Annotated in this window: 25 protein-coding genes; 17 read left to right on the forward strand and 8 right to left on the reverse strand. The window is 73.4% G+C overall.

The features are described 5' to 3' along the window. The first annotated feature begins 302 nt into the window (after nt 1–302). From ACZ6BB_RS22140 to ACZ6BB_RS22160, 5 genes are all read left to right on the forward strand, one after another. Nucleotides 303–929 carry a sigma-70 family RNA polymerase sigma factor gene (locus ACZ6BB_RS22140; protein WP_471616860.1) on the forward strand — a complete coding sequence of 209 codons (627 nt, stop codon included), beginning with the start codon at nt 303–305 and terminating at the stop codon, nt 927–929. A 257-nt stretch (nt 930–1186) separates the two neighbouring features. Continuing rightward, nucleotides 1187–2422, forward strand: coding sequence for a lycopene cyclase family protein (locus ACZ6BB_RS22145; RefSeq protein WP_471616861.1), 1236 nt, complete (start codon nt 1187–1189; stop codon nt 2420–2422). Between the two features lie 71 nt (nt 2423–2493). Next, a complete protein-coding gene (locus tag ACZ6BB_RS22150; RefSeq protein ID WP_471616862.1) occupies nt 2494–3222 on the forward strand; it encodes a methyltransferase domain-containing protein in 729 nt (242 codons plus the stop codon). Continuing rightward, on the forward strand, nt 3219–4784 hold the full coding sequence (locus ACZ6BB_RS22155; RefSeq protein ID WP_471616863.1) for an FAD-dependent oxidoreductase: 1566 nt from the start codon (nt 3219–3221) through the stop codon (nt 4782–4784). Before ACZ6BB_RS22150 ends, ACZ6BB_RS22155 begins: the two co-directional genes overlap by 4 nt. Before the next feature lie 157 nt (nt 4785–4941). Then, the gene (locus ACZ6BB_RS22160; RefSeq protein ID WP_471616864.1) at nt 4942–5436 is read left to right on the forward strand and encodes a hypothetical protein; all 495 of its coding nucleotides are present in this window, start codon (nt 4942–4944) and stop codon (nt 5434–5436) included. Nucleotides 5437–5500: 64 nt separating this feature from the next. Here ACZ6BB_RS22160 and ACZ6BB_RS22165 read toward each other — a convergent pair whose 3' ends face one another. Then, entirely contained in the window at nt 5501–7459 is a 1959-nt protein-coding gene (locus ACZ6BB_RS22165) for a serine/threonine-protein kinase (protein ID WP_471616865.1), read from the reverse strand. Between the two features lie 388 nt (nt 7460–7847). Here ACZ6BB_RS22165 and ACZ6BB_RS22170 point away from each other — a divergent pair, with 388 nt between their 5' ends. The 5 genes from ACZ6BB_RS22170 to ACZ6BB_RS22190 all read left to right on the forward strand — a co-directional run bounded on the left by ACZ6BB_RS22170 (nt 7848) and on the right by ACZ6BB_RS22190 (nt 11985). Beyond that, nucleotides 7848–8519 (forward strand): DUF4232 domain-containing protein, encoded by a 672-nt coding sequence (locus ACZ6BB_RS22170; protein ID WP_471616866.1) that lies wholly within the window; start codon nt 7848–7850, stop codon nt 8517–8519. A gap of 91 nt (nt 8520–8610) precedes the next feature. Continuing rightward, nucleotides 8611–9324: a GntR family transcriptional regulator gene (locus ACZ6BB_RS22175; RefSeq protein ID WP_471616867.1), complete on the forward strand. Its 714-nt coding sequence runs from the start codon at nt 8611–8613 to the stop codon at nt 9322–9324. Nucleotides 9325–9376: 52 nt separating this feature from the next. Next, nucleotides 9377–10543 carry an NAD(P)/FAD-dependent oxidoreductase gene (locus ACZ6BB_RS22180; protein WP_471616868.1) on the forward strand — a complete coding sequence of 389 codons (1167 nt, stop codon included), beginning with the start codon at nt 9377–9379 and terminating at the stop codon, nt 10541–10543. A 204-nt stretch (nt 10544–10747) separates the two neighbouring features. Further along, nucleotides 10748–11695: an SPFH domain-containing protein gene (locus ACZ6BB_RS22185; RefSeq protein ID WP_471616869.1), complete on the forward strand. Its 948-nt coding sequence runs from the start codon at nt 10748–10750 to the stop codon at nt 11693–11695. After that, nucleotides 11692–11985: a type II toxin-antitoxin system antitoxin gene (locus ACZ6BB_RS22190; RefSeq protein WP_471616870.1), complete on the forward strand. Its 294-nt coding sequence runs from the start codon at nt 11692–11694 to the stop codon at nt 11983–11985. The genes ACZ6BB_RS22185 and ACZ6BB_RS22190 overlap by 4 nt, the downstream gene beginning before the upstream one ends. 31 nt (nt 11986–12016) lie before the next feature. On the opposite strand, the gene ACZ6BB_RS22195 is transcribed toward ACZ6BB_RS22190, so the two are convergent. Further along, the gene (locus ACZ6BB_RS22195) at nt 12017–12418 is read right to left on the reverse strand and encodes an SgcJ/EcaC family oxidoreductase (RefSeq protein ID WP_471616871.1); all 402 of its coding nucleotides are present in this window, start codon (nt 12416–12418) and stop codon (nt 12017–12019) included. Nucleotides 12419–12671: 253 nt separating this feature from the next. Between ACZ6BB_RS22195 and ACZ6BB_RS22200 the strand changes: the two genes are divergently transcribed. The 3 genes from ACZ6BB_RS22200 (at nt 12672) to ACZ6BB_RS22210 (ending at nt 14837) form a co-directional block, all read left to right on the forward strand. Then, nucleotides 12672–13331 (forward strand): response regulator, encoded by a 660-nt coding sequence (locus tag ACZ6BB_RS22200; protein WP_471617014.1) that lies wholly within the window; start codon nt 12672–12674, stop codon nt 13329–13331. Beyond that, nucleotides 13328–14446: a sensor histidine kinase gene (locus tag ACZ6BB_RS22205; RefSeq protein ID WP_471616872.1), complete on the forward strand. Its 1119-nt coding sequence runs from the start codon at nt 13328–13330 to the stop codon at nt 14444–14446. Before ACZ6BB_RS22200 ends, ACZ6BB_RS22205 begins: the two co-directional genes overlap by 4 nt. A 205-nt stretch (nt 14447–14651) precedes the next feature. Further along, nucleotides 14652–14837: a hypothetical protein gene (locus tag ACZ6BB_RS22210; RefSeq protein WP_471616873.1), complete on the forward strand. Its 186-nt coding sequence runs from the start codon at nt 14652–14654 to the stop codon at nt 14835–14837. Between the two features lie 74 nt (nt 14838–14911). On the opposite strand, the gene ACZ6BB_RS22215 is transcribed toward ACZ6BB_RS22210, so the two are convergent. After that, complete coding sequence (locus ACZ6BB_RS22215) at nt 14912–15391, reverse strand: ATP-binding protein (protein WP_471616874.1); 480 nt, start codon at nt 15389–15391, stop codon at nt 14912–14914. Between the two features lie 171 nt (nt 15392–15562). On the opposite strand from ACZ6BB_RS22215, the gene ACZ6BB_RS22220 reads away from it, so the two are divergent. Further along, the gene (locus tag ACZ6BB_RS22220) at nt 15563–15931 is read left to right on the forward strand and encodes an STAS domain-containing protein (protein ID WP_471616875.1); all 369 of its coding nucleotides are present in this window, start codon (nt 15563–15565) and stop codon (nt 15929–15931) included. A gap of 83 nt (nt 15932–16014) precedes the next feature. Here the strand turns inward: ACZ6BB_RS22220 and ACZ6BB_RS22225 are convergent, their stop codons facing one another. Together ACZ6BB_RS22225 and ACZ6BB_RS22230 are read right to left on the reverse strand one after the other, a co-directional pair. Continuing rightward, nucleotides 16015–16875, reverse strand: a complete 861-nt coding sequence (locus tag ACZ6BB_RS22225) for an oxygenase MpaB family protein (protein WP_471616876.1) — start codon at nt 16873–16875, stop codon at nt 16015–16017. A gap of 75 nt (nt 16876–16950) precedes the next feature. Beyond that, the gene (locus ACZ6BB_RS22230; protein ID WP_471616877.1) at nt 16951–18159 is read right to left on the reverse strand and encodes an NAD-dependent epimerase/dehydratase family protein; all 1209 of its coding nucleotides are present in this window, start codon (nt 18157–18159) and stop codon (nt 16951–16953) included. Nucleotides 18160–18349: 190 nt separating this feature from the next. On the opposite strand from ACZ6BB_RS22230, the gene ACZ6BB_RS22235 reads away from it, so the two are divergent. Continuing rightward, nucleotides 18350–19297: a cyclase family protein gene (locus ACZ6BB_RS22235; protein WP_471616878.1), complete on the forward strand. Its 948-nt coding sequence runs from the start codon at nt 18350–18352 to the stop codon at nt 19295–19297. Between the two features lie 57 nt (nt 19298–19354). Here the strand turns inward: ACZ6BB_RS22235 and ACZ6BB_RS22240 are convergent, their stop codons facing one another. Both ACZ6BB_RS22240 and ACZ6BB_RS22245 read right to left on the reverse strand, forming a co-directional pair. Next, nucleotides 19355–20464, reverse strand: a complete 1110-nt coding sequence (locus ACZ6BB_RS22240) for a hypothetical protein (protein ID WP_471616879.1) — start codon at nt 20462–20464, stop codon at nt 19355–19357. Between the two features lies 1 nt (nt 20465). Beyond that, nucleotides 20466–21518: a hypothetical protein gene (locus tag ACZ6BB_RS22245; protein WP_471616880.1), complete on the reverse strand. Its 1053-nt coding sequence runs from the start codon at nt 21516–21518 to the stop codon at nt 20466–20468. A 188-nt stretch (nt 21519–21706) separates the two neighbouring features. Here ACZ6BB_RS22245 and ACZ6BB_RS22250 point away from each other — a divergent pair, with 188 nt between their 5' ends. Continuing rightward, complete coding sequence (locus tag ACZ6BB_RS22250) at nt 21707–23833, forward strand: PP2C family protein-serine/threonine phosphatase (protein ID WP_471616881.1); 2127 nt, start codon at nt 21707–21709, stop codon at nt 23831–23833. 140 nt (nt 23834–23973) lie between these two features. After that, the gene (locus tag ACZ6BB_RS22255; RefSeq protein WP_471616882.1) at nt 23974–24447 is read left to right on the forward strand and encodes an ATP-binding protein; all 474 of its coding nucleotides are present in this window, start codon (nt 23974–23976) and stop codon (nt 24445–24447) included. Between the two features lie 292 nt (nt 24448–24739). On the opposite strand, the gene ACZ6BB_RS22260 is transcribed toward ACZ6BB_RS22255, so the two are convergent. Beyond that, nucleotides 24740–25162 carry a hypothetical protein gene (locus ACZ6BB_RS22260; protein WP_471616883.1) on the reverse strand — a complete coding sequence of 141 codons (423 nt, stop codon included), beginning with the start codon at nt 25160–25162 and terminating at the stop codon, nt 24740–24742. Nucleotides 25163–25301: the final 139 nt, after the last annotated feature.

Below are 25301 nucleotides of genomic sequence, written 5' to 3' on the forward strand. Positions count from 1 at the left end.
ACAGCGGTCCTGCCTCAACGCCTTCCGCGGCAGGGGCGCCCACGGATGCGCCGGAGGAGTGAAAAGGTGCGGCCCGTGCGCGGCCCGGGGGCCATCCGTGCGACGAGGTCGCACTGCTCCCGGGCAAAGCGCTGCACAGGCGATGCAAGTTGTGACCTCTTCCCTCGTCCTCGCAGGGTGGAGGAGTTGCAGGAGCCGAGCGACGCGCGCCCGACACGGACGGGACGGGTGCCCCGGAAGCCCGCCCGTCACCCTCGCGGGGCGCGACGGACACAGCCCGCACCGCACAAGGAGCAGACACCATGAGTGCACAGCAGGCCGCCGAGAAGACCCACGACAGCGTCGCGCACTGGGCCCCGGCGGAGGACTCCCTGGAGCAGGAGGAACTGGCCGCCGGGTTCGCCGCCGGCGACGAGGGGTGCCTGACCGCCGCCTACCACCGGTGGGGCGCGCTCGTGTACACCCTGGCCCGGCGCTCCCTCGGCGACGCCCGGGAGGCGGAGGACGTCCGGCAGTCGGTGTTCCTCGCGGCCTGGCGCGGACGCGCCGGATATGCCCCCGAGCGCGGCGCCCTGGGCGCCTGGCTCGTCGGCATCACCCGGCGCAAGATCGCCGACGCCCTGACGGCACGGACGCGGCAGGCCGAACTCGTCGCGGCGGCCGGAACGCGCATGGCCGAGGCGCCCGTGAACCGCGACACGCTGCCCGACGCCGTGCTCGACCGGGTGCTGATCGGCCGCGAGTTCGCCAGGATCCCGGCCCCGCAGCGCCGGGTGCTCACCCTCGCCTTCTACGGCGACCTGACCCAGGCCCAGATCGCCGAGGTCACCGGCTGGCCGCTGGGCACCGTCAAGAGCCACGCCCGGCGCGGCCTGCAGCGCCTGAGCCGCAGCCTCCGGGAGGGTGGCGTCGACGATCACCCGGCGTAATTCGCTGCACGATCGGTGCGCTATAGAAACCACGGGCCTGGCAAGGCTCTCCCGCGGTGCCGGAACACCGGTGCGTGTCGCTTCCCCGGGGCAGACGGAGACCATGCGCCAGGTACTCCCGGTCCCCCACCCGCCCGCCACCCGGCCGACAATCCGGTCGAGCCTGCATCCGCCGCGGTCCCCGGGGCGGAAAGCTGGTGAGAGGCCGACGGCCGCGGGAGTCGTGCCGGTGCGGCCGGACAGGGAGGGAGCCACAGGTGCTGGAGGCTGACGTGGCCATCGTGGGCGCGGGAGCGGCCGGGCTGTCCCTCGCTCACCGGCTGTCCCGCGGCGCCCCCCGCGGCCCCCGTCTGTCGGTCCTGCTGGTGGACGCCCCGCCGGGACCGTTGCGCCCCCCGGTCCGTACCTGGTGCTTCTGGGAGGAGGGGGCGGGCCCGTACGACGTCGCCCTCAGCGCTGCCTGGCGGCGGCTGCGGATGCGCACGCCCGAAGGGCGGCTCCTGGACAAGGACATCGCGCCCCTGACGTACAAGATGATCCGCTCCGACGACTTCGAGGATCTCGTCGCGCGCGATCTGGCCCGCAGCGACGAAGTCCGCCGTGTCGAGGCGGCCGTCGAGACGGTGGACGGGGTCGCAGGGGGAGCCGAGATCCGGGCCCGCACCGGCCGGGGCGTTCCCGTGACGGTACGCGCCCGCTGGGTCTTCGACTCCCGGCCGCTGGGAAGCCTGCCCGCCGCCCGCACCACCCTGCTGCAGCACTTCCACGGCTGGTACGTCCGCGCCGAGCGGCCGGTGTTCGATCGCGGCACGGTGGAGTTCATGGACTTCCGGGTCCCCCAGCCGCCCGGCGGACTCGCCTTCGGCTACGTCCTGCCCATCGACAGCCGCCGGGCACTCGTGGAGTACACCGAGTTCTCCCGTGCCGTCCTGTCCCCCGGCGCCTACGACACCGCGCTGCGCCGCTACACCGAGGAGGTGCTGCGACTCGGTGACTTCGCGGTCGTCTCCACGGAGACCGGGGTGATCCCCATGACCGACGCCCGCTTCGACCGCCGGTCGGGGCCTTCGGTGTTCCGCATCGGCGCGGCCGGCGGCGCCACCCGGCCGTCCACGGGCTACACCTTCTCCGCGATCCAACGGCAGACGCGGGCGGTCGCCGCCGCGCTGCGCGCCGGCCGGCACCCGCTGCCTCCCCCCGCCCACCCGGCGCGCTCCCGCGCGATGGACGCCGTACTGCTCAGGGCCCTGGACAGCGGCCGGGTCGACGGTGCCGCCTTCTTCGCACGACTGTTCGCACGGGTGCCGGCGGAGCGGCTGCTGCGCTTCCTGGACGGTGAGACCCGCCTCCACGAGGATCTCGCCCTCGGCATCCGCACGCCCGTGCTGCCCATGCTGCGCTCCGCCGCGGAGCTGTCCTGGCTGCCCCGCAGGCCCGCCCCGCCCGCCGACCCCGGCAGAGCGTTCCCGGGCCGTGGTCCCGGCGGCCCGTGACCGGCACGGACAGATCACCCCCGCCCCGTACCCCACCGCCCCACCCCGTGCACCAGCCGAGGAGACACCGCATGACCCTGCTCCGCGACGAGGATCTGGCCGCCGCGTTCGACCATGCCTCGCGCAGCTACGACACGCTGGTGGCCGCCAATCCCGGCTACCACGCCCATCTGCGCCGCTCGGCGCGCCGCCTCGGGCTGCCGCGGCCCGGCGCCGGCCTGCGCGTCCTGGACCTCGGCTGCGGCACCGGCGCCTCCACCGCCGCGCTCAGCGCCGTGCTGCCCGGTGCCGAGATCACCGCCGTGGACGCCTCGGCGGGCATGCTGGAGCGGGCGGCCCGCAAACACTGGCGCGAGGGGGTGCGCTTCGTGCGCGCGCCCGCCGAACGTCTGGTGGACGCCGGTGTGGAGGGGCCGTTCGACGCGGTGTTCGCGGCCTATCTCTTCCGGAACGTCGCCGACCCCGACGCCGTGCTGTCGACGGTGCGCGAGGTCCTGTCACCACGGGGGCGCCTGGCGGTGCACGAGTACACCCTCAGCGGCCGGGCCGTCCACCGGGCGGTGTGGACGGGGGTGTGCCGCGGCATGGTCCTGCCCGTCGCCGCCCTCCTCGGCGACGGTGACCTGTACCGCCATCTGTGGCGCAGCGTGGTGGACTTCGACACCGCGGACGCCTTCGCCGCCCGGGTCGGGGCCCAGGGCTTCGACACCGTGCGGGTGCTGCCCCTGCCCGGATGGCAGACCGGCATCACGCACACGATCGTCGCCCGCCGGCCGGCCACCGCCGAGGACGGCCGATGAGGGCCGCCGGGCGCCCCGACCCGACGAGGCACGGCAGGGACCGCCGGGCCCGCAGGCTGGACGCCGTGCCGGGCGCCCCGCGCTTCACGGGCGCCCGGCCCCCGGCGGTCGCCGTCGTCGGGGGCGGCATCGCCGGACTGGCGGCCGCGACGGCCCTCGCCGAACGCGGCGCCCGGGTCACGCTGTACGAACGGGAGGCGGCCCTCGGTGGGCGCCTGGCCGGGTGGCCCACCGTCCTGTCGGACGGCACGACCGTCACCATGAGCCGTGGCTTCCACGCGTTCTTCCGCCAGTACTACAACCTGCGTGGTCTGCTGCGGCGTACCGACCCCGGTCTCGCCCGTCTGCGAGGGCTGCCCGACTATCCGCTGCGGCACGCCGACGGGCTCCACGACAGTTTCCGGCACGTCCCGCGCACGCCGCCGTGGAGCGCGCTCGGCTTCGTCGCCCTCAGTCCCTCCTTCGGCCCGCGGGACCTGCTCCGTATGAACCCGGCCGCCGCGCTGCCCCTGCTGGACGTCCGGGTCCCGGGGATCCACGACCGTCTCGACGACGTCAGCGCCCGCGACTTCCTCGACGCGATCCGTTTCCCCGCGGCCGCGCAGCACCTGGCCTTCGAGGTGTTCTCCCGCAGCTTCTTCGCCGACCCCCGTGAGCTGTCCGCGGCCGAGATGGTCCTCATGTTCCACATCTACTTCCTCGGCTCGTCGGAGGGGCTGCTGTTCGACGTACCCGACGAGCCCTTCCCCACCGCCCTGTGGGATCCCCTCGCCGGCTATCTGCGCGGCCACGGCGCCGACCTGCGCACCGGGACCCCGGTCGAGACGGTCGAACCCACGGCCGACGGCGGCTTCGTCCTCGCCGCCGGCGGGGAGGAGCGGTGCCACGACGCCGTCGTCCTGGCCCTGGACACGACCGGCCTCCGCTCACTCGCCGGACGCTCCCCGCACCTGGCCGACGCGGCGTGGCGCGAGCGCGTGGCGAGCCTGCGGAGCGCGCCGCCCTTCCTGGTGTCCCGCCTGTGGCTGGACCGGCCCGTCGCCACCGACCGCCCCGGCTTCCTGGGCACCGGCGGCTACGGCACGCTCGACAACGTCAGCGTCCTCGACCGCTGGGAGGGCGAGGCCGCGCGGTGGGCCGCCCGCACCGGCGGGTCCGTCGTGGAACTGCACGCCTACGCCCTGTCCGACCGCTCGCCCCACGATGTCGGACAGAAGCGTCTGCTGGAGCAGTTGCACCGCGTCTACCCCGAGACTCGCGAGGCGACCGTGCTGGACGAACGGCACGAGTGGCGGGCCGACTGCCCGCTGTTCCCGGTCGGCGAGTACCACGGCCGTCCCACCGTCCGTACCAGCGATCCCGGGCTGGTGGTGGCCGGGGACCTGGTCCGCACCGGCCTCCCGGTCGCCCTGATGGAGCGCGCGGCCACGAGCGGCTTCCTCGCCGCCAACGCGCTGCTCGAACGGTGGGGGGTCAGGGGCCAGACCCTGTGGACCGTGCCCGACGGGGGCCGTGGCCCGCTGCTGCGCCGCCTCGCGCGGCTCGACCGCCGCAGGCCGTAGGCGCCCGGCCCTCGGCAGGCACGAAGGGCAGGTCAGGGGGCCGGTCCGGCATGGGCGGCCGTCCGGTGGGCACCCGCAGGGACCGGCACCGGTCAGGGTCCTGCGGTCCTGACCGCGATGCCGGTCATGTGCCGCACGCGAAAGGGGCTGGCCGACCATGACACGCCCGCACGAGAAAGCTGACGGGCCCGACGCTTCGCATCGGCGTCCGGAGGGCCTCAGCGACGCCACGGTCGAGGCGCTCGGTTCCTTGTCCAAGGCCCTGGAGACCACCGAGCGCGCCCGGGGGCACCTGTTCTCCTTCCATCAGCTGACCGGGACGGCGGACCTGGAACTGGACCGGGCCACGTCGCTGCTCCGCGAGGCGGGCCACCACGAGTGGGCCCGCCGCGTCGAGACGGAGATCCTGGGGCGCAATGTCATTCCGGGCCACTGGACGTTCCAGATCGTCGAGGCCTACGACCGGACGTACTACCAGGCGTTCAAGGACCTGGAGCGCGACGCGGTGGACCAGCTGGCAGCAGGACGCGACCACCTGTACGAGGCGGAGCTGAAGGAGTCCCGCCGCACCCACGACCACCCGGATCACACCTACGCCCCCGACAGCCCGGACACCCGCCGCCCGACCGCCCCCTTCGACCGCCGCGGGTGAAGCCGCTCCGGCCGGTCCGACGCGGGCGCCCCCGTCACTGACGCCGCCTCACGGCGTGTGCCCCTCACGGCAGGGCCACGTCGCTGTAGTCGTCGGCGCACGAATAGGTGAAGCTGCTGCCCGGCGTGCCGGAGGCGAAGTCCATGACGCCGTAGTGGAAGTGGTTCAGGGTCGTGTCGCTGCGGTCCAGTCGGACGTCTCTCGGACGCTCCGGCGCGCCGCTCCGGTTCAGGCACGATGTCCGAGGGTCGCGCAGCGTGGCGTCGCCGGCCGACGCGAAGACCAGTTGCAGACCGCCGGACGTGCGGTCGGCGGTGAGGACGACGGCGAAGAACTCGTCGCTGTAGCGGGAGATGCCGATGCGGGGCACGGTCGCGGTGCCCAGTTCGGCGTCCGAGTAGTCGTCCCGGCAGGAGTAGCGCAGGGCGTATCCGCCGGACACGATCAGCGGGAAGGTGAGCGTCCCGTCGAAGGCCCCGGGCCGGGCGGTCTCGGCGTCCCACGCGGTCGGACGCACCGTGAACGTCCCGTCCCCTCCCCGCACCACCAGGCACGAGGTGTCCGCCGCGCGCAGATCGGCCTCACCCCGCGCCCGCAGCGACACGGCCAGCTGATGGCCGTCCGCCTTCACCCCGGTGACCGTGGCCGCGTACCCCGGGTCCCGGTAGCGGGACACACCCCGCGCGCCTGCGGTGAACGTCGGCGGGCCGGGTGGCGCCGCCGACGGCTCCCGGACCTGCGACGCCGGTGTGCCCTCGGGAGTGCCCGCGTTCCGGGGCCGTGTGGTCCCGCCGGACGGCTTCGCGTCACCGAAGGGTTCGGCCGGGGCCGTGACCGTCGCGGTCGGCCCGGAGTTCGCCCTCTCGTCCCCTCCCCCGTCCTCGGACCCGCCGCCCTGTCCGGCCAGCGACACGCCCGTCACCACGAGCAGGCTCGCCGCGAGCACCAGGGCGACGGTGAGAGCGAGCCTCCTGCCGGGGACGGAGGTGGGCGCGGGACCTCGCGGCGGGTCGACCGGGCTGGTGGTGACGTGCGCGGCCGCCGGACCGCCGAAGGTGACGTGCGCGGTCGCCGTCGGCTGCTGGTGAGTGCGCGCGGACCGCGGGTCGAGCGCGGTCGGCGGGTGGGTGACGGCCAGCAGACCCTCCGAACTCCGGCGCACCGTACGGGCGACGGAGTCCGGGAGCCACCGGTGGGTGTCACGGCCGTCCGGGCGCGGCAGGGCCGTCAGCATGCCGGGGACCTCGGTCGGTGACGGCCGGCCTGCCGGGTCGCGGGCGAGGCACGTCCGTACGATCGCCCGCAGGTCCGGCGGCAGGGAGGCCAGGGAGGGGAGCCGGCCGTCGGCGGAGTCGGCGGCGAGCGGGGTGCCCTGCGCGGAGAGCACCGTCTCGCCCGCGGCCTGCGCGAGCACGACTCCCAGAGAGAACATGTCGCTCCCGGGACCGACCCGTTGGGCGAGCAACTGCTCCGGGGAGGCATAGACGACACTTCCGACGAACTGGCCGGTCGCGGTCAGCCCGACCTGCCCCACGGACCGTGCGACCCCGAAGTCGACCAGGCGTGGCCCGGCCTCGGCGAGGAGGATGTTGGACGGTTTCACATCGCGATGCACGATGCCGGCGGCGTGGATCGCCGTCAGCGCCTCCGCCAGACAGGCCGCCAGGACGCGCACACTGCTGTCGGGCAACCGCCCGTGCGTGGACAGTACGTCCGCCAGGTTCGGACCGTGGACCAACTCCGTCGCCAGCCAGGGCACGTCCGCCTCGGCGTCGAAGTCCACGAGCTGCGCGGTGTGCGGACTGCGGACCGCGCGCGCGACCGCGATCTCGCGGGCGAAGCGCTCGCGGTATCCGGGTTCCGCCGAGAGTTCGGGCCGGATCGTCTTGAGCGCCACGAGCCGACCCCCGCCGGTTCGGCGGGCGAGGTACACGCTGCCCATGCCGCCCGCGCCCAGACGGCCCATCAGCTCGTACGGGCCGACCCGCCCAGGATCCGTGCCATGCCGAAGCGGCTCCACCACGCTGCGCCCTCACCCGTCCGTCGATGTCCCCGGAGACAGCCACGCCGTCTGCCGGGAGCCATGACCGAGGGGTCGGGGCCGGGCCACGGACGCGGCAGGGCCGGAAGACCCGCGCCCCCGTGCCGCCCCGGCTCCGATCGCCGTGAGCCGAGAACCGTGAGCCGAGAGGTGACATTCTGACCAGCCACCCACCGACCGCCACAGGGCGCGCGGCAGCGCGGACGGCGCGCGGACGGATCGAAGAGGGCGACATCACGCCCCCTACCGGGGTAGCTCCGTCACAGTGTCACAAATCCGTTCGAGGACGGTTCCCTCTCCATGTCAGCCGGTCACAGAGCCGCTCCCGTGCGGCACTATCACCGGACATTCTGATTCCCGGGGGGCTTCCATGGCTTACGCAGTTCGTTCACGCCGCACCACCGCCGCACTCGCCGTTCTCTCGCTCGGCATCCTGGCACTGACCGCCTGCAAGGGCGACGCCGACCAGGACGCGTCCGCCCCGGGCACGACGGCGAGCCCGTCCGCCACGGCGGGCGGCAAGGACGCCGACAAGCCCTCGACGGCCGGCCAGGGCGACGGCGACGGCGGCGAGGAGTCGTCCGGCGGCGCGGAAGGCACCCCCGCGACCTCGGAGCCCGGGACCGACGACGGCCAGGACGGCGGCGTGGGCATGTGCGAGACGACCGACCTGAGCTACAAGGTCACCGTGGCGTCCAAGCTCGTCAACCACGCCCTGCTGGCCGCGACCAACAAGAGCGGCGACCCGTGCCTGCTGCCGGCGAACGAGCTGGTGATCACGATCCCGGGGCTCGACGGCGCCGCCGAGCACATGGGCCCCGAGGGCAAGGACTGGATCATGAAGCCCGGCGAGACCGCCTACGCCGGGATCCTGTTCTCCCGCGCCGACACCGCGGGCGGCAAGAGCGCCGACAAGGTGGAGGTCGCCCTCACCGCCTCCGAGAGCCCGGCGACCGTGAACATCGTGGACGGCCCCGTGACGGTCAACGACGGCCAGGTCACCAGCTTCTTCGGCACGGCCGAGGACGCACTCACCTACTGAGCGGCAGGGAACGGGATCCGTCGGCTAATTGACCGGCTGATTGAAGAATTGTACGGTCAAAAGACGGCCCCGACCAATCCACGGACCCTCCATGACCGCACCCCTGTACGTCCGGATCAGGCGGGAGATCGAAGCCAGGATCCGCGCCGGGGAACTGCTCCCCGGCGCACGGCTCCCGACCGAGAAGGACCTCACCACCCAGTACGGCGTCAGCCGCGCCACGGCCCAGCGCGTCCTCAACGACCTGGCAGAGGCGGGACTGGCGATCCGCCGTCGACGCCACGGCACGTTCGTCGCCGATGTGACCCGGCAGATCAACCTGCTGAACTTCGTGACCCCCGCGACGGCCGCCAAGGGCACACCGGGCAGACACGACGTCGTCTCCGCACGGGTCGTCAGAGCCGCCGACGCCGTCCTGCGCCTGCCCGGCGCCGCCGCGGACACCGCCGTGGTGGAACTGGTCCGCCGCAAGCTCGACGTCCGCGAGGAGCCACAGTCCGTGGAGCGCCACGTGGTGCTGTTCGCGGCCGCCCCCGACCTGCTGAGCGAGAACCTCGAAACCCTCGTCACCCTCCCGTATCTGCTGCGCGAAGGCGTGCCCGTCGACGCCGTCCGGCTCTACCTCGACCCGGTCGTCCTCGACGAGCACGACGCCGCGCTGCTGCACAGCGAGATCGGTACGCCGGCGCTGATGCGGCGCAGGGAGTTGCGCATCGATGACGGGAGCACCGTCGAGGTGGTCACGACACTCGTCCGCCCGGGAACCGCCGAGTTCTTCCTGGAGCTTCCGGTCCCGGCCGTGTGAGCGGCATGAGCGGCATGTCCTGCCGCCCGAACCGAGAGGAGACACACAGACCATGAAGGTCATCGTCATCGGTGCCGGCGTCCTGGGAGTGAGCGCCGCGAGGCACCTCGCCGTCGCCGGCGCGGACGTTCTCCTGCTCGATCGGCGGGGAGCCGGCACCGGCACGTCCGCCACCACCTTCGCCTGGACCAACTCCAGCCGGAAGCCGCATCCCGCCTACCACCGGCTGAACCTCGCGGGCATGGAGGAGCACGCCCGGCTCGCCGGGCAACTGCCCGGCGCTCCTTCCTACTTCCCGAGCGGAGCCCTGCAATGGGCGGACTCCGCGAACGAGCGGCGGCTCGCCGACCACGTGACGCGGCTGCGGTCCCTCGGCTATCCCGCGCACTGGGTCACCGCCGACGAGGCCGGCCGGATCGCGGGCGACCTGCGCATCCCGGCGACGATCACGTCCCTCGCGCACTTTCCCACCGAGGGCTACGTCCTGCCGGACCTCTTCGTCAGGGACCTGCTGGCCGACGCCGAGCGGCACGGGGCCACGTACGCGACCGGCGAGGTGGAGGCCGTCGACGACGGTCCGGACGCAGTCGCCGTGACCCTGACCGGAGGCCGGGTGTGCACAGGGGACCGCGTCGTCCTGGCGGCGGGCCGCTGGACCCACCAGCTCGCCGCACGGGCCGGGATCGAGGTTCCCATGGTGACGGACACCGGACGCGGAGCGCAGACCGTCGGCCTGCTCGGATACGTCAGGGAGCCGCGCCTGGACCTGCGGTGTGTGATCCACAGCCCCGGCCTCAACCTCCGCCCGGCCGGCGACGGGCGCACCGTCCTGCAGGCACTCGATCTGAACGCCGCCGTCGATCCGCGGGATCCTCCGTCGGCCGACGGGGACCTCGCGAGCGCCCTCGCCCGGCGGTTCCGCTCGGTGCTGCCCGACCCCACCGGGACACCGAGGATCGAGCTGCGCGTCGGCATCCGGTCGCTGCCCGCGGACGGCCACACCGTCGCCGGCTACGCCTCCGCGCGCTCACGTGTCTACTGTCTCGTCTCGCACAGCGGCGTCACCCTGGCACCGGTTCTGGGACGCCTGGCCGCGGCCGAGATCACGACCGACCAGGAGCAGGATCTCCTCGGGGCCTTCCGCCCCACCCGCTTCGTCGGCGCGGCTCGCTCGGACATCGCCGTGGACCAGCGCCCCGTCGGACTGGGTGAGCAGTAGTCGACGCCATCCGTGGACAGGGCCTGCCCGGCAGCTCGCGCCGGGCGGGCCCTGGTCCGGCGGCTCGGTGCTTGAGGTGGAGCGTGACGCGGAGGTTGGCCGTAGCCCATTAAAGTGATATCACTATGCTAGATGACGAGGCGGACAACCCACCGGGACCGGCCTCGCCGCGCGCATCCGGCCACTCACATCGGGGAGAACACCATGAGCACACACGACCGCACACCGAACGTGCCGGACGCGATGGACCTCCCCGACATGCCCGAGCCGCGCGTACGGGAGTTCCCCGCCCACTCCATCGGCGGCGGGCTCGCCCTGCTGCTCGGACTGGTGGGCCTGGCCGCCGGCGTCGGCCTCGTGGTGCTCGGAGCCGTGTCCACCTCGTCCGGCGTGAAGGCGGCACTGATCGTCGGCGGGATCCTGGTGGGTCTCGCGGCGTTCCTCGCCATGTGCGGCCTCAACATGGTGGCCCCGGGCGAAGCCCGTGTCGTCCAGCTGTTCGGACGCTACCGGGGGACGATCCGCACCGACGGCCTGCGCTGGGTCAACCCGTTCACGTCCCGTGTCAAGATCTCGACGCGGGTACGCAACCACGAGACGGCCGTCCTGAAGGTGAACGACGCCTACGGCAACCCGATCGAGCTGGCCGCGGTCGTGGTGTGGAAGGTCGAGGACACCGCGCAGGCGTCCTTCGAGGTGGACGACTTCCTGGAGTTCGTCTCCACCCAGACCGAGGCGGCCGTACGGCACATCGCCATCGAGTACCCCTACGACGCGCACGACGAAGAGGGTCTCTCCCTGCGCGGCAACGCGGAGGAGATCACCGAGAAGCTCGCCGTCGAGCTCCACGCGCGGGTGGAGGCGGCGGGCGTGCAGATCATCGAGTCCCGCTTCACCCACCTCGCGTACGCGCCCGAGATCGCCTCGGCGATGCTGCAGCGGCAGCAGGCCGGTGCGGTCGTGGCGGCCCGGCGGCAGATCGTCGACGGGGCGGTCGGCATGGTGGAGGCCGCGCTCGCCCGCATCGCCGAACAGGGCATCGTCGAGCTGGACTCGGAGCGGAAGGCCGCGATGGTGTCGAACCTGATGGTGGTGCTGTGCGGGGACAGGGCCGCACAGCCCGTGCTCAACACCGGGTCGCTGTACCAGTGACGCCCCCTTCGCCCGACGGTGGGCCGGGTGGGGACCCGGCCCCGAAGCGGTCGGCCGCACAGCGCAAACAGGTGCTGTTGCGGCTCGACCCGCTGGTCCATGACGCGCTGGCCCGGTGGGCCGGAGACGAGTTGCGGTCCACGAACGCGCAGATCGAGTTCCTGCTGCGCAGGGCGTTGTCCGACGCGGGGCGGCTGCCCGGGGCGGCGGGGCCGCTTCCCCGCCGGGGTCGGCCACCGAGGTCGTCCGATCCCGGCGGGAAGCGGGAGCAGCCCGGAGAGGACGCGTGATCCGCTCCGGGCACGACCGCCCCGGCCGGCGCTAGTCCCCCCGGACCGCGGTGTTCTGGCAGGCGTGCAGCAGCCAGGTCCCGTCGGTCTGTCTGGTCATGACGTAGAGCGGCGCGCCCTCCGTGTCGCCCTCCGCCGAGTGGTAGACCTGCCGGACCTTGACGGCCGCCACGTCCGGGCGCAGGAACTGCGTGTGCGCCACCTCGTACGTGACCTCGCCGTCCCACACGGCACCGGGCAGCACGGCACGGGTGAACTCGGCGATCGCGGGTAACCCGATCAGGACCTTTCCGTGGGCGGTCGTCCACAGGGCCTCGGGGTGGAAGAGCGCGAGAAAGCCCTCGACATCCCTCGCGCGCTGGGTGCGTTCGACGGTGGCCACGACCTCTTCGATGGCCTTCATGTCCGCGGCATCCGCGGTTTCGGTGTTCATGAGGATCACTCTGCGACCTCGACCGTGCTCGAGGTCAAGGGGGCGAAGAGAAGAAGTGGATCGTGTCGGCCGTCCCCCGGGCCGCCCCGCGGCGTCCGACGGACCCTCGCCGCGGCCCTGCCGATCGGAGGGTGATACCCCGCCGGGTGGCTGGACCTGCGGCTCCGTGCGCGACCGGGGCCATGGGGGACTCTAGGGTCGTGTCGGCAGGACGGGACGGGAAGAACGAGAGCGAGCGCACGTGATCCGGGTTGTGGTGGTGGACGACGAGGCACTGGTCCGGTCGGGGTTCGGGCTCATCCTGGGCGCGTCGGACGACATCGAGGTCGTCGCGACCGCGAGCGGGAGCGGGGCCGTGGAGACCGTACGGCGGGAGCGGCCCGACGTGGTGCTGCTGGACATCCGGATGCCGGACGTCGACGGGCTCACCGTGCTGCGTGAGCTGCGGACGATGCCGGACGCTCCGGTCGTGGCGATGCTGACCACGTTCGACGCCGACGAGTACATCCTCACGGCGCTGCACTCCGGCGCGGCCGGTTTCCTCCTCAAGGACACCGAGCCGGACCAACTGGCCCACCTGGTACGCACCCTGGCCGCGGGTGGCGTGGTGCTGTCGCCCAAGGCCTCGCGGACCCTGCTGCACAGCCACCCCGGCAGCGCGTCGGCCGTCGACGAGGACGCGGCCCGGGTCCGCCTGCTCACCTCGCGCGAGCGCGACGTCCTCGTCCTGGTCGCCGAAGGGCTGTCCAACGCCGACGTCGGGGCCCGCATCCATCTCGGTGCCGGCACGGTCAAGGACCATGTCAGTGCGATCCTCACCAAGCTGCGGGTGACGAGCCGGGTGCAGGCGGCGCTGCTGGCACAACGCGCCGGGCTCCTGGACGAGGGCCGGCGGCCGCAGGCCGGCCGTTGAGCCGGGCACGCGCGCTGTGGGAGCGGGTGCCCCCGCCGGTCGTGGACGTCGCCCTGGCGGCCGTGGCCGCCGTCGACGTATGGCTGAACCTGTGGGACAAGTCGCGGACCGGACTCGCCCTGGCCGCGCTCGGGTGTGCCGCGCTGGTCCTCCGGCGCAGGTTCCCCCTCGTCGTCTTCCTGCTCACCCTGCCGATCGCCCTCACCCAGGAGGTGGCCCTCGCGCCTCTGCTGGCCCTCTACAGCCTGGCCGGACGTTCCCGCGACCGCCGGCTCCTCGCGGGATGCGTCGCCCTGGTCGCCGTCGCGAGCAGCACGCCCTGGCCGTTGGCCGGGTTCGCCGAGGTCGGCCGGACGATGACGCTGATCACCCTCGTGTACAACCTGGCCATGGCCGTGGTCCCGGCCCTCGTGGGTCAACTCGTCCAGGCACACGGGGATCTGGGCCGGCGGCTGGCCGAGGTCGAGGAGGCCAGGGAGCAGGAGCGGGCCCTGCACGCCCAGGCCGCGCTCGCCCACGAGCGCACCCGGCTCGCCCGCGAGATGCACGACGTGGTCTCCCACCAGGTCAGCCTCATCGCCGTACAGGCCGGAGCCCTCCAGGTCTCCACCAGGGACACGGACACCAAGGAGGCCGCCCGCACAATCCGGTCACTGAGCGTCACCACGCTCGACGAGCTGCGCACCATGGTCACCCTGCTGCGCGCCTCCGGCGGCCATGCCACCGAGCTGACCCCTCAGCCCACGCTCGCCGACCTGCACGACCTGGTCGGATCGAGCGGTATCCAGGCGCGGTTGACGGGGGAACTCCCGCCCGGCGTCGGCACGCCCGCCCAACGGGCCCTCTACCGCACGGTCCAGGAGGCACTGACCAACGTCCGCAAGCACGCCCCCGGCGCCACCGCCGCCGTGGAGCTGTGGCACGACGGCGACCATGTCGGAGTGACCGTCACCAACTCCCCGCCCACCAGCCCCTCCCTGGCCCTTCCGGGCGCCGGGCTCGGTCTGGTCGGCCTGCGGGAACGCGCCGACATCCTCCACGGAACCCTGGAGTCGGGTCCGGCTCGGGAGGGCGGCTACCGGGTACGGCTGCGGGTTCCCCTCAGCACGGACTGAGGCACGCGGCCGGAACGGGCGGGGGTGCCGCGTACGACGGCGGGTGCCGCGTACGACGGCGGGTGCCGCGTCGGCGGAGGCAGCGCTTCGCCTGCCTGTGGGTGAGCGGAGCGCGGGGCCGGACCGATCGGCCCGTAACCTCACGACCCCGGGTAAAACGTCAACGGCTCATGGTGGCCTACGTGTTGGCGGTAGCTTCGTCGGTATGAGCCATGACATCCGCATCGACCGTGCCCCGTCCGCCGGGGGTGGCATCCAGATCACGGTCAGCCTCTCCCCCGCCGTTCTGGCGAAGCTCCAGCAGGACGGATCCTGGACGGAGTCCATCAAGGAGGGCCAGGTCACCGGCGACGGACCGGCCATCACCCAGATCGAGTTCAAGGTCCCGTAGGGCTCGTCGACACGGCGTTCCCCGCCGCCGCCGGCACCTCGGCCCGTCCGGTCGACCGGGTGAGCGTCGAGCCGTCACGCCGGGCCGCGGGCGGCGCTGCCGGCGCCGGGCGGGTCGGCCAGGGCGAGGCGGGCCGTGATGCGCTTGCCGACCGACGCCTGCTCGACGAACAGGTTTTCGGCGACCGCCTTGACGATCTCCAGGCCGTGCTGGCCGACCCGGTCCGGGTCGGCGGCGCGGGCCGAGGGGACGGTGGGGTCGCTGTCCCACACGACGATCTCGACGCTGTCGGCCGTGATGCGCAGTTCCACCAGGACGGGTCCGGGAGCGTACTTACGGGCGTTGGTGACCAGCTCGCTGACGACCAGTTGGGTGAGGTCCCGCGCGCGAGCGCTCACGGGCAGGTGGCGGTCGGTACGGGCGTGGTCGAGGAAGGCGACCGCGTGATGGCGGGCGTCGGCGATGCAGGCGTCGTCCCCGTCCAGGGCGAAACCGGCGCGCAGCAGCGAACCGTCCGGCTCGGTCGAGCCGTCACCATCGGCATTGGACCCCACGAGCCTCGCCCTCATTCCCCGTACCCACGCACGCCAGTACCCGCCATACCGTCACTTATGCCACCGAGGCGCCGGTCGACACAGCTGCCGGGTGTGTCCGGCCCGGGCGGTGGGGCAGAATCATCCGTGCATGCCCTGCCCCGGGGCCAGCCTAAGCGAGTCGAGGAGACGGTGACCGCCATCGAGAACGCGGACGGGCCAGGCCGGCTCTCCTTCGCACACCACGTGGTCGACGGCGTTCGCGTCGTGACCGTGCGGGGTGAGATCGACCACGATGTCAAGGACCTCTTCGACGAGGCCCTGCTGACCGGGGGCGACGCGGCGCCGCCTCCGCGGATCGTGGTGGACCTCGGCGGTGTGACCTTCATGGACTCCAGCGGCATCAACGTCCTCGTCGCCGCGCACCGGCGCGTGAGCGGAGAGCGGGGCTGGCTGCGTATCGCCGCCGCCCAGGAGTCCGTGCTGCGGGTGCTGCAACTGGTCGGCGTCGACACCTTCATCCCCTGTCATCCCACCACCGAACAGGCCCTGTCCTCCTGACCCGTGTCCGCGTGTCCGCGTCGGTCCCTTTCGGTCCTTGTCGGTTCACGTGGTCCTTGTCGGTTCACGTCGGTTCATGCGGTTCACGTCGGCCGGGACCGGCCTGGTGGGGTCATGGCCCAGCGGATGGTCCGGGTCAGGACCTGTCCGGTGGGGCGTACGGCGAGGTTCTCGACGACCGCTACCCGGGGCAGCCGGAGCATGCCGCTGGCCCAGGGCGGCAGGAGCGCGACGGCGTTCGCGGCCAGCCCGCCGTAGAAGGGCAGCACTGCGAGGGGCAGGGGAGGCTGGAACAGCAGGAAGCGGGCGGCGGCCCGGGCCTCGGAGGTGGCCTTCAGTTCGTGCCGGTAGGCCGTCAGCCGTTCGGCCAGCTCGCGGCGGTCGCGTGGCGGGTCTCTCACCCCCAGCGCGGCGGCGACGCGGGCGGTGTCCGCCACGTAGGCGTCGTAGTCGGCGGCGTCCAGCGGGCGGGCCCCGAAACGTGCGTGGGCGCGCAGAAAGCTGTCCGTCTCGGCGGCGTGCACCCAGCCCAGCAGATGCGGATCGGCCGCGTGGTACGGCACCCCCTCGGCGGTCGTCCCGCGGATCCGCTCGTGGATGCCACGGACCTGGTCGACCGCCTGCTGGGCGTCCGCGGCGTTGCCGTAGGTGGTCACGGCGAGGAAGGTGCTGGTGCGCTGCAGCCGGCCCCAGGGGTCGCCCCGGTACCCGGAGTGCCCGGCCACCGCCGCCATGGCGAGCGGATGCAGGGACTGCAGCAGCAGTGCGCTCAGCCCGCCGATGAACATCGAGGCGTCGCCGTGCACGGTGCGGATGGGGCGCTCGGGACCGAACCAGCGCGGGCCGGGGGTGTCATGGATGCGGGCGCGCGTGGCGGGCCCGTCGGGCCCGGCGACGCGGCGGAACAGGGCTTGGCCCAGCTGTGCACGGACTGTGGTCAACACGGTCGGCCTCCCCTCTCCTGTGTCCAGTGTCCGCGATCCCGGTCTCCGACGACCCGGCGGCAGCACGAGCGCGTCCTAGCGATCGGCCTGTGGGTCCGGGTCCGGCTGTCCCGTCGTGCGCGCCGGGCCGGACAGCACCGCGCCGGGGTGGTCGGCGACGTAGGCCCGCAGCACCGATGCGAAGTCCGGGTCGGGAGCCAGCCCGAGCGCGGCGGCGCGCGTGGTGTCGAAGGCGGAGGGCCAGGAACCCACGAGGGCCTCGACGGCGGGGTCGGGCCTGATCGTCACCAGGTCGGCGACGGCGTCGCCCGCCAGCTTCCGCAGCGTGGCCAGCATCTCGGCGACCGAGACGGTGAGGGCCGGGAGGTTGACCGGCAGCGCGCCGTCGAGCCGGCCCCTGCCCACCCCGCGCTCCGCCTGGGCGATGCGCAGGACCGCCTCGACGGTGCGCCCCGGCGAGGCCAGGGCCACCGTCAGGTCCGGGCGGACGGGACAGACGGCGGTGCGGCCCGCGAGGGGCTCACGGATGATGCCGGACAGGAAGCCCGAAGCGGCCGCGTTCGGTCTGCCCGGCCGCACCACGACGGTCATCAGCCGGGCGACACGACCGTCGACGAACCCGCGCCGGGTGTAGTCCGCGATCAGCTGCTCACAGACGAGTTTCTGGACGCCGTAGCTGGATCGCGGCGTGGGCAGGGTCGCCTCGCTGACGACGGGCGGAAGCGGGAGGGCCGGGTCCGGACCGTAGACCGCGACGCTGCTGGAGAACAGCAGGCACGGCGTCGGCCCGCCGGCGGCCGACTGGGCCCGGGCGGCGTCGAGCAGGGCCCGTGTGGTGTCCACGTTGGCGCCCATCCCGAGGTCGAAGTCGGCCTCGCACTCGGCCGAGACGGCGGCGGCGAGGTGGATCACGACGTCCACCGGCCGTGCGAACACCTCGTCGAGACGACCGGTCAGGTCGCCGTGCACGATCTCCACGAGCGGGTCGGACAGGAGCGCGTCGGACACGGGCAGGCCGGACACGAGCGGGTCGGGGACCGGCAGGCCGGACACGAGCGGTTCGGGGACCGGCAGGCCGGACACCAGCGGGTCGAGGACCGGCGGGTCGGACAAGGTCGGTTCGGACACGATCGGGTCGATCACGGGCGGCTGCCCGGTCGGCACGATCCGGTCGACGAGCACCAGACTGTCGATCGGTGCACCCCGAAAGGTCCGGGTGCCGAGCAGCGCGCGGGCGACCTGGCGTCCCAGGAAGCCGAAGCCGCCCGTGATGACGATCCTCATGCGGCGTCCTTCCCTGCGGTCGTTCGGTCCGGGGTGTGTCTGTCCGGGGATGCGGCATGCCGGCGGGAACCGGCGGTGCGACCGGACTCGCGTCCGGGAGGGCACCACGGTCGGTCCGGCTCGTGGGAATCCCGAACCTGGTCCACCGTGGACACACGGAGGCTTCCCGACCCTTGGAGCACGTACGCCCATGACGACCCTCCCGTCAGGCCCGCCCGACAACGGCCTTGCCGTGACCCGTTCGGAGTTCGACGCCCTCTTCGACCGGCTGCGCAGCTGGGGCCGCTGGACCCCGGCCGATCGCGGTGCCGTCAACCGGATCACCCCGGACCACGTGCGACGGGCGTCCGCCCTGGTGCGGTCCGGGACGGTCGTCCCGATGGCCCTGCCGTGGAACACGGTGCCCGGTCCCGACAACGCCAAGCCCGCTCTGCATCACATGACCGAGCTGGGCGACGTCGAGCCCCCCGAGCCCACCTGCCACAAGGACTTCATCGCCGCGGACTACCACGGCAAAGGCGTCAGTCATCTGGACGCCCTGTCGCACATCGCCTACCGCGGCCGGTTGTACGAGGGGCGGGACGCGCGTGGGTCCGTCGATGCCCGGGGCGCCCGCTTCGGCACGGTCGCCGCGCTCGGCCCGTTGGTGACCAGGGGTGTGCTGATCGACATGCCCGCCGTGCTCGGCCGCGACTGGCTGGAGCCCGGTACGGCCGTGCACGCCGAAGACGTCCTGGCGGCCGAGCGGGCCCTGGGCGTGACCATCGGCGACGGCGACGCGGTCCTGCTGCGGTCCGGCCACTTCCGGCGCCGTCGCGAGCTGGGGCCCTGGAATCCCGACGACGCCGCCGCCGGCCTGCACGTCGATGCCATGCCGTTGCTCGCCGAGCGCGGCATCGCGCTGCTCGGCGGCGACGGCGACAGCGACGTGCGGCCCTCACCCGTGGAGGGCGTGTCCTCCCCCGTGCACGCCCTGGCCATCACCGCCATGGGCGTGCCCCTGCTGGACAACCTCGACCTGGAGGCGCTCTCGGCCGCCTGCGCCGAGGCCGGCCGCCATGCCTTCCTGATCGTCGTGGCGCCGCTGAACGTGCCGGGCGGCACCGGGTCGCCCGTCAACCCGGTGGCAGTGCTGTGACCGGGCCGCGGCGGCCGGCGTCGACGCCGGCCGCCGGGGAATCGCCCGTGTCGCCGTTCAGCCGAAGCGCAGGATGCGTGGGGCGAACGTGCCCTCGGGGCCGTCGGCGCGGCCGACCGACCACACCGCCCCGGTGCCCGGCACCGGCGTCAGCTGCAGCCGCGAGGAGTCGCCCTCACCTGCCACCGCCGGTTCGCCGTACTCGGTGAACGCCTGTCCGTCCCAGGCGAGGAAGTCCGGCCCGGGGACGAACGGCGGCCGGCTGCCCGGCGGGCCCCACTTCTGCGAGCGCGCCACCGCGACCCAGCGCAGCTCACCGGATGAGGCGGGGGTCAGGGACGTGACCGAGCCGAAGTCGGTGGGCACGGTCACGTGGCTCCACGCCTGTCCGTCGAAGCGGACCAGCAGGGGTGGGATCGGCCGCCCCACCGGGCCGCCGACGAATCCCGCCGTGCCGCCTGCCCACACCTCCGTCGGCGACACCGCGAGCACACTGCCCACGGCCGACCGCGGGAACCCGTCCACGACCGTCTGCCGCCACGCCTGCCCGTCCCAGTGCGACACGGCCGCCCCCGCGCCGGTCGCGCCCGCCGCCCAGACGTCGTCGTCCGCCAGGATGTGCAGGCCGTACACGGCTCCCGGCGGTACCGGCACGTCCTGCCAGGCCCGCCCGTCCCGGCGCAGCAACGCCTGTGCGCCGTCGCGTGAACCGATCAGCCAGGTCTCACCGCCCCCGGACACGACCTTCGTCAGGACGACACCGCGCGGCGGCCGGCTCTCGGCCCAGGCGGCACCGTCGGACCGGAGCAGGTGGGTGGCGCCCGCGGCGTCGCGCCCGACGGCCCAGACCTCGGCGGGTGAGGTCCCGGCGACGGACAGCAGCTCTCCCTGCCAGCCGATCCCGGGCAGCGCCCGGCGCTGCCACGCGGTTCCGTCCCAGCGCAGCATCAGCGGGAATCCCGGCGCCTCCCGCCCCACGGCGTCGGTCCCCACGGCCCACGCCCGGTCCGGTCCGAAGGCCACGGCCTCGTTCAGCCCGGCCTGTGGGCGTACCTGGGCGGGGACCGGGACGTGTCGCCAGGACTGGGTGTCCGCCGCCGCCGAGGTCATGAGGGCGAGGAGGGTCAGGGCGGCGGCGAGGGCCGCGACCAGGAATCGGCGTGCCATGTCAGCCTCCCAGCCGCTCGCTCATCAGGTTCGGTTTCGAGCCGTAGATCTCGGCGGTTCCGAAGGACATCAGCGAGGACCCGGCCCTCGCCAGGGCACGCGGCTTGACGTCGATGGCGTTCTGACGCTCCGGGCCGTAGGAGAAGGTGGTGCGCGCGCCGTCCACTCGCGCGTACTTCGACCGGAAGGCGCGGTCGCTGCGCACCGGCAGCCAGAGCGCGCCGTCCGGGCCGCGCACCATCGCCTCGGTGGCGGTGTCGCCCAGCGGTGGGCGGGTCGTGCGCCAGGTGTGCCGGTCGCCGGTCATCAGGTACGTGCGGGCCACGCCTTCCGCGTACTGGCTGCCGCCGATCGTGACCCGGCCGGAGGGTTCGAGCAGGACGGTGTGCACGTTGCTGTCCGGCGGCAGCGGCACGTCCGCGTCCCGCCACGCCGTGCCGTCCCAGCGCAGGACGACGGTCCCGGTGTCGGTGTCCGCCCAGGCCCACGCGTCGGTGGCGGTGCGCGCGGTGATCCCCATCAGGTACCGCACACCGTCGGGGGCGGCTTGCGTTGTCCAGCCGGAACCGTCGTACCGAAGGATCTTCAGCCCGGTGTCGTCCTCACCGACCACCCACGCGGAACCCGGTACGGCGGTGAAGTCCTGGTAGGTCCACAGGGTGCGCGGCACCGGGAGGACGCTCCATCCTCCCGCCGTCCGGCGCAGGATCTCCCCCTGCCCGGCGCGGATGCGGAGGATCCACACCTCCTGGCCGACGAAGCGCACCTTCTCGAGCCCGCCCGGCTCACCGGCGCCGGGGAAGGTCGCGTCCCGCCCCCACGCCGTGCCGTCCCACCGGTACAGCACCGGTCGGAGTCCGTCGGCCGCGGTCTCGTAGCCCGTCGCCCATGCCTCCCTCGCTCCGCGGGCGGCGAGATCGGTCACGGTCACCGGCGGGGCCGCCGCCGGCACCGGCAGGGCCGTCCAGCCCTTCGGAGTCACGGCCGCGGCCGGCGACACCACCGCCGCGCACACGATCATCAGGCAGACGGCGACCGCACGGAGACCGTTCATGAGACCCCCCAGAACGCGAAGGTCGCACACGCTATTGGCGTCCACCCACCGCTGAACAGACGTCATCCGGCCGATCGGGGCCTTTCCGGAGCGGCCCCTCGGCGGCCCCTCTCCCGGGTGCGCCTGGGCCTCGTGGCGGGTGGCGCCCCACATCCCGCTCGGACCCTCGGCGGCTTACTGTCGAATATGTGAGTGCGGGCAGTGATGTCACACCGGGTGGCGAGTCGTCCCTGGACCAGGTGCTCAGCGGCACGGTGCGACGGACCGGGGCGCTGGCCGCGGGCGTCTACCTGCTGCCGGCGGCCGATTCGGTGTTGTGCCTGGCAGCGGTGTGCGGGGTGCCGGCCATGGCGGTGGCCCCGTGGCGGCGGGTGGCGGTGTCGGCCGCGGGCCCGCTCTCCGAGGCGGTGCGGGAGGACCGCCTCGTCTGGGTGGGCCGGCAGGAGGACATGGCCCGCCTGTACCCGAACGCGGCGGCCGGGCTGCCCTACCAGTTCGCCCTGGCCTTCGCGCCCCTGCACGGGGTCCGGCGCTGGGGAGCCCTGGCTCTGGTGTGGCCCAAAAGCCACCCACCCTCGCTGACCCGGCGGGAACGCGGGAACATTCTGGCCGGCGCGAGCCGCATCACCCAGGTGCTGGACGAGGCGCCCGCATCCCGCGAGATCCCCGATCAGCCACGTGCCGTCCCCCTGCACCGGCCCGGACCGGACCCGGCCCAGAGCGGACTCGCCGCCGCCGACCTGCTGCAGCGGATGCCCGTCGGCGCCATCGGTTTCGACCTGCAGGGCCGCATCACCTTCCTCAACGACGCCGCCGCGCACCTGCTCGGCCGGCGGGCCGACCGCCTCCTGGGAACGCTGCCGTGGCAGTCCGTGCCCTGGCTCGACGATCCGCTCCACGAGGACCACTACCGGACCGCCGTCCTCACCCGCGAACCCGTCGCCTACACCGCACTGCGCCCACCCGACCACTGGCTCGACATCCGGCTCTACCCCGACGACAGCGGCATCAGCGCCCTCGTCTCGCCCCACCCCCGCACGCCGTCCGGGGACACGTCGCCGCCCCGCGTCACCCCGAACCCGGCCGCCTCGCCCGCGGGGGCCGGCACCGGACGGATCCACCAGCTGATCCACCTGGCGGCTGCCCTGAGCCAGACCGTCACCGTGGCCGACGTGAGCAATGTGGTGGCCGACCAGATCCTGCCCGCGTTCGGTGCCCAGGGCATGGTCCTGTCCGCCGCCGACGCCGGCCGCCTGAGGATCACCGGGCACCGGGGGTACGACCCGCGCAACGTGGCCCGCCTGGACGGCCTGCCCCTGGACACCGGTCTCACTCCCGCCGGGCACGTCCTGCACAGCGGCATCCCCGCCTTCTTCGCCGACCCCGCCGAGATGGCCCGCTCCTACCCCCGGGCCGCGGAACTCAGCGGCAAACGGGCGTGGGCGTTCCTGCCCCTGCTGGTCTCCGACCGCCGCGTCGGCTGCTGCGTCCTGTCGTACGACGACCCGCACCCCTTCGGCGCCGACGACCGCGCGGTCCTCGTGTCACTGGCGGGACTGATCGCCCAGGCCATGGACCGAGCGCTCCTGTACGACGCCAAGCACGACCTCGCCCATGGTCTGCAGCAGGCCCTGCTCCCGGCGGCCCTGCCGGACTTCCCCGGTCTCGACGTCGCCGCCCGATATCTGCCAGCCGCGCACGGCATGGGGGTCGGCGGCGACTTCTACGATCTGATCCGGCTGGGCGATGCGACCGCCGCCGCCGTGATCGGGGACGTACAGGGGCACAGCATGCACGCCGCGGCCCTCATGGGCCAGGTCCGCACGGCCGTCCACGCCACCGCCGGCGCGCTTCCCGGCGAGGTCCTGGCCCGCACCAACCGCGTACTGACGGACCTGGAGACCGATCTCTTCGTCTCCTGCCTCTACCTCCACATCGACCTCGACGGGGGGCGCCTGCACCTGGCCAGCGCGGGACATCCGCCCCCGCTCCTGCGTGAGCCCACGCCCGTACCGCGGACCCTCGCGCTCACGGTGGAGCCGGGCCCGCTGCTGGGCATCGGCACGGGTGCGGAGGCCGACTATCCGGTCACCACCCTTCCGCTTCCCGTGGGAGGCCTCCTCGCGCTCTACACCGACGGTCTCGTGGAAACCCCCGGCACCGACATCACCGACTCCATCGCGGCCCTCGCCCGCCGGCTCACGGCCCACGGCGACCGGCCCCTCGACGAGCTCGCCGACAGCCTCCTCCAGCACGGCGGCGCGCACCAGGCCCGTACCGACGACGTCGCCCTGCTCCTGCTGCGCAACCGGTAGGCGGCGGCCGTCAGGGCCTCGTCCCGGCCTCCGGCAGACGGGTGAAGGGCGGAGACGGTACGGCCGAGCCTGGTGTTCCCGGGATTTTGGGGGTAGACGGGCCGGTGTATCGATCAAGGCTCAGGAAGCGGGCGGATCGCATGGACGAGGCTGCCCACAACGACAGCCCCCTGCTGGACGACGGGCTGATCAAAAGCTCGGCGATGTACCACGGTGACCCCGGCGACATCGCCCGGGGCCGTGCCCTGGCCCGGGCTTTCCTGGGGCGTCTGCAGTCCGTCCTGGATCTTCCGGTGTCCGCCAGAGCCGTGGGGACCGTTCAGCTGGTCGTCAGCGAGCTGCTCACCAACGCCTGCAAGTACGCGCCCGGACCCTGTCTGCTGGACCTGGAGGTGTGCGGCGGCTCGGTGCGGGTCACCGTCTGGGACAGCGACCCGACCCTGCCGGTGGCCTCGGCCCCGGAGCCGGGACGGGTCGGGCAGCACGGACTGGAGATCGTCATCGCCGCGTGCGAGAGCTACGAGGTGCGCCGGGAACCGGTCGGCAAGAGCACGACCGCCGCGGTCGTCCTCGCGGAGGATCCGGCGACCGGCCCGGCCGGACATGATCCGTAGAGGGCCGGACGGCGGCCTGCACCGGAACCGAAGCGGGGGCCCCGACGCCCCTCCCCGAGCGGCCCTCCGGCAACTGAGGCCCTCCCCAGACGAGATCACCGGTGGCTCCGGCGACGAGACGATGTTCGGCAGGAACGGCGACGACCGCCTGAACGCCGGGGACTCCACGTCCGGCGACGACCGCTCCTACGGAGACGCCGGCACCGACACCCACCGACACCTGCACCGGCGACCTCAACGACCTCAAGGACAGCTGCGAGCAGCTGAACCCCGCAGGCTCCAGGACGACACGCTAGGCGCAGCCCGGCGGTTCGTCGTCGGCCGGCACGAACTGCAGCGTCGGCATGCCGGCGGCGTCGAAGTCGGCGGTGTCCGGGCCGATCAGGGTCATATAGCCGGCGACCCTCTCCCTCTCCGGCGGGGCCGGCTCCCCCCGGACCTGCTCGACGCCGGGGAGGACGGTGTCGAGCACCCACCAACGGCCCCCGAAATGCACCCACTTGATCCCGCAGTGCGTATTGATGTCGTACGGGTACGGAGTGTGCTCCTCGGGCTTGGCCGGGCCCTCCCGCCACTTGCCCTCCGTGATGGTGCGGGCGGGCAGGGTGGGCCCGGAGTACCCCTCGTCACCCGGTTCGCCGGACGAGGCGGAGCACCCGGCGAGCAACAGCCCGGCGCTCAGGAGCAGGACGGCGGATCGGCGCGATACCTTCATGCTCCTCAGACGCCGCGGGCACGCGTTCCGTTCGATCCGCGGCCTCGCGGGGCGGGGCGGGTTCGACGGGTCGGGTGCGCCTGCGGGGTGACCGGGGCGAGCCCGGCCCGGAACTGCCGTAGGGAGGCGGGCTGTTCGG

The organism is Streptomyces sp. NPDC041108, assembly GCF_055592645.1.